Raw genomic sequence first — 4587 nt, 5'->3', positions numbered from 1 at the left:
TTATCCAGTTTGAACGACACCTGCTTCTCTTCTCCCGCCGTCAGTTTGACTTTTTCGAACGCTTTCAGCTCCTGATAAGGCCGATCCAGACGAGAGGCATTATCGTGAACGTAGAGCTGAACCACTTCCTGGGTGGCGATGCGCGACGTATTTCGCACCGCAATTGTGACGTTCAGGCTGGTTTGTTTATCAATATTAAAGACCGGGCTTTTTGGGGTCACCTGACCATAGTTGACGCTGGAATAGGTCAGACCATAGCCAAACGGATACATCGGGGCAATCTGGCGGGTGTCGTAATGACGATATCCAACATACACACCCTCGCCGTAAAAGATGGTCTTACTGGTGCCTGGATAATTGCCAAAGCTCGGGGAATCCTCAAGACGCCGCGGGAAGGTTAATGGCAGTTTTCCGGATGGGTTAACGTTGCCAGTCAATATATCGGCGACGGCATTACCCGCCTGCTCGCCTGGCTGCCATGTGACAATAATGGCATCCGCGTTGCGCGCCCAGGAGGCCATCTCAATCGGTGAACCGATATTCAGCAAAACCACAATTTTCTTATTCTGCTGATGGAAGACTTTGGCGACGTTTTCAATCATCGCAACTTCTTCAGGATGCATCGCCATCGAATAACGATCCGCCCCCTCGGTAGAACTACGACCGATGGAAATCAGCGCAATATCGCTCTGTGCGGCAGCATGGGTTATCACCTCACTGTTCGCGTGCTCATCCAGCACGTTATCGCCGATCTGATGGATAACCTCTACCCCTGCGTTTTTCAGCCCCTGCGGTAATGAAACCTGACGGCCAGGATCGATATTCACTTCCGCACTGCCGCCGCCCAGTACGAAGAAATTCTCGATATTTTGACCAAAGGCCACCACCTTCGTACGGGCTTTTAACGGCAGTGTCTGGGCGTCGTTTTTCAGCAATACCATCGAATCAGCCGCAACCTGCCGCGCCAGTGCCGAGTGATGGACGGGCTGCGCCGCCACAGGTTTGTCGCCATTTTTAAAGCGCTGGGTTTTAATCACCACATTGAGAATATTGCGAATATTTTCGTCGATCTGCGTCTGAGTGATAGCACCGGATTTCAGCCCTGCCAGCACCACTTCCTTCGGATCGGCATTGCGGCGCAGAAACGGTGTCTCTTTCTCGGACAGCCCGCCCGGCATATTGAGATCGTTGCCGTTAACCAATGAACCGGCCGGGTCCGTAACGCCGTACCAGTCTGACATCACAAACCCGTTAAACTTCCACTGCTTACGCAGAACCTCTTTTAACAACCACGAATTCTGCGAGGCGGGCGTGCCGTTAATCGCCGGATAAGAGCTCATCACCGCCCAGGGCTGTGCATGCTCCATTGCATACTCAAAGGCAGGGAAATAGATTTCCCGCAACGCACGCTCGGAAATAATCTCATTCACAGTCTGGCGGCGCGTTTCCTGATTGTTGGCGGCAAAATGTTTAAGCACCGCCCCCACACCTTCCGCCTGCATACCGTTGATATAACCAGCGGTAATAATGGCATTAAGTAATGGATCTTCGGTGAAATATTCAAAATTGCGCCCATTGAGGGGGTTACGCTGAATATTAATCGCCGGGCCGAGCATCAGATCAACGCCGTTCAGACGGGCCTCAACACCGATAGCGCTGCCCACACGCTGGATAAGCGCAGGATCCCATGTTGCTGCCATGGCGACAGACACCGGGAACCCGGTGGCGAACGTTTTTTTACCACCGGTAGGCCCGGCTCCCAGACGAACGCCTACCGGTCCATCGGCAAAGACGATTTGCGGAACACCAAGCCGGGGGATCGCGAAAGTGGAACCGGCCGCGCCTTCAACGCGTTCGGCATTATTCATTCCGGTACCGGATACGATGGCCGCTTTCTCTTCCGGCGTCATTGCAGCAATGACCGCAGAAATCGAATCAGAATCTTTTAACTGGGGAGCCGCTAACGTCGGCGCAGAAAGGAGGGCAAAAGCCGTTAACATTCCCGCATTTTTGAGCTTCATACTTGTCCCTTAGCATTATCAAATAACAATGCTGAATCGATCATCCGTGTGGCCCAGAAATAACGTTGGCTGCAGATAAACATCATGTTCAGCACTGAGTGGGTGATCCATAAAAAGTCGCCGCGTGACCGGTGAATGACCGGATTACTGCCAGCCCTGTTATTCCAAAACAGAATAACAGGATCGTCATCTTTAAAAGGATGAATGAGATCAAATTTCCATATCTTCAATAAGTTCTAATTATGATTTACGCCTGAACAATTATCTGCATCCTTCCTGAGGTTACAGGCCTCACGACGGCCAGAAGACAGCTGGTCACCCGGTGCACTCCATCAGGGGGGAGCAGTCTGCCAATGGCCTCGGTTATTTTCTGAACGACATTCCGTCTGACAGACGGGGTCGTGATTACCTCTTCCCGGGTATCTTTTAACGTTTTTTGCCGGACGTGACCGGCGCGTTCCGGAAACTTTCTTTGCTGCTAACACACTTAATACTTAATAGCTACCTTTCATTAACCACCCCCCCCTTGCATTTCCTCTCATCCGGAGCCAAATATGACCCTCATTAATTCTGCCCGTACTTCTGACTCTACTGTTGTTCGCACGGACAGTGACCGTACTCCTGCCTTTTCACCACATATCGTTCGCCGGCCCGTTCAGAGGCCAGTGTCTTCTGACCCCGCAGAGCCATTCCGTACAGAGCAGAATCAGGTCATATCGGATACCTCTACCCAACATATTCTGAACAGGCAGAAAGATGGCAAACTGAAATTTGAGCACGTCAGTCAGGTGAACCTCCCTGTGTATGCCCTGCAACCCGGTGAAAAGGGTAATGTGGCAGTCAGGGACCGGCCCCTGACACCGGGTGAGAAAGAGGGCATTTTCAATGCCCGCTCCCGCAAGACCGACCAGAACACCGGACATTCTGTGGAAGCCTCACGGCGTTATCTTGTTCGCTGGCACGCCTTTCCGGTCGAGGAAACATGGCAGAAAGCGCTAACGCATCCAGGCTATCCGCCCATGAAAGTTATTCCTGATACCATGGGAGGGGGCTGGACCGTGGAGCCGAACCTCTTTCTGCGTGACATGGCAGAAAGCATTTATCAGTATCCAGCTAACGGCACCGGCGCCATCACAGTGGATACAAATACAGGACTCATCCGGCGCACATCACCGATTCCGGGACAGGAAAACCTCTTCGTAAAAATTGGCAGCCGTTTTTTTGCTGTTGAGGAACGAAAAAAAACAGTGTCAGTTTTTCCTCCGGTGATACCTTCGGGAGCAACAAATGTGGACAGCAGCCTGCAGAATTCGGTAGAAAAGCAGGTAACCGAGTATTACATCAAATCACCAGCTGGCCTGAATACCACAACCTGGCCTCCCCTTAAAATTGAACGTACTTCTGAAGGAGCGTGGGACCTGACGCTCACCACTGCCCATGTTAATACTCTCCTCACCAAGCTGGCAGATGCCGGCTTATACGGGTTAGAAAAAGATCAGACTGTTGTACAGCAGAAGATGCAGGGGGTACATGGCAGGGAAGTGCTCGGGCTGGCAGGGAACTATGCCCCGGTGGCTAAGGACGTGACTGTCAATAGCGGCAGCATCAACCTGCCGGCAGCAACTCATCACCGGGACAGATTTCCCCCCGTTCCTCTTGAGTGGGACGACGCCAACAAGCGTTACCATATTCTTTCCGCCCCACAACCAGGCATCAGGCCCACATTCACTGAGCGTGAAACCTGGGGCATACGCCTTCTGGTGCTTGGTCAGATGATGCGCAGCCCCCTTCACAGTTCTGTGGAGCTCATAAAATCAGCGCTGGGAAATGAGGCTGCGCAGGAGCGGCTGGGCCACTTTGTTCAGACCGGTGTGTGGCCACAGGATACGTCAGGAGGGGGGGCGCTGGCACAAGGGGGCGATCATGTTTTCGGTTTTGTGCGTGACATGGCCTCGGGCGCTGAAGGAACAAACGCCCTGAGCTGGGCGTTTACGCTACTAGGCAAGGCGCTGCTCAAACAGCCTGTCACAGAGGCGGATGGCATGGACATGCTGCTTTCAGGACAAGACCTTATACACGGTGTTGCCGGAAAAATACGTAATCCGTTCAGAAATAGCGGTTCTGCTACAGAAAATCAGGTTCCCGGACAGACGTTATTGCGGTGGGCAGAATCAAAAGCGGTTGATGCGCCAGCATTGGTACACGACGAGGGAACGCCGCCAAATTTGTGGCGACATCCGGTCTCCGGGGAGACGTATGTTAAAAGGCCTGATTATCCTCAGTATGTTCCGGTGGAAAAAAGAGCCGGAAACGCCTTTATTGTTCCCCCATCAGGTAAGAAAGAAGAGAGGTACCTTACTGCAGGTCGGGATGGCCCTGTGAGAGAAATGACTCCTGCAGAGCAGTCAGCCTGGCGCCGTCAGTACTGTAGTGGTCAACTAATACTGGCCACCGCATTAGACTGTAAGTAGTACAGCCGCTCAGATTCGTTGGGCGTTAAGCCGCCGTTGTACCAGTGTGGGCGGATGGCGCTGTAATATCCCGTGATATAGCGGATAATCGCGCT

2 protein-coding genes and 1 pseudogene are annotated in these 4587 nt (G+C 52.6%); 1 reads left to right on the top strand and 2 read right to left on the bottom strand.

Annotated elements, in window-relative coordinates; translation table 11 throughout:
- On the bottom strand, window positions 1–2021 hold a 2021-nt coding region (locus VGM55_RS00015), incomplete at its 3' end, for a beta-glucosidase family protein (RefSeq protein WP_331634188.1).
- 554 nt (window positions 2022–2575) lie between these two features.
- Between VGM55_RS00015 and VGM55_RS00010 the strand changes: the two genes are divergently transcribed.
- A complete protein-coding gene (locus tag VGM55_RS00010; protein WP_331634187.1) occupies window positions 2576–4492 on the top strand; it encodes a hypothetical protein in 1917 nt (638 codons plus the stop codon).
- On the opposite strand, the pseudogene VGM55_RS00005 reads toward VGM55_RS00010, so the two are convergent.
- Window positions 4456–4587, bottom strand: a pseudogene (locus VGM55_RS00005) (IS3 family transposase); the annotation flags it as partial. The gene VGM55_RS00010 and the pseudogene VGM55_RS00005 sit on opposite strands and share 37 nt — an antisense overlap.

It is taken from the genome of Cedecea sp. (assembly GCF_036500665.1).
GTDB lineage: Bacteria > Pseudomonadota > Gammaproteobacteria > Enterobacterales > Enterobacteriaceae > Cedecea.
The sequence above is the reverse complement of the archived record's forward strand: the minus strand, read 5'-3'. Positions and strand labels throughout refer to the sequence as shown.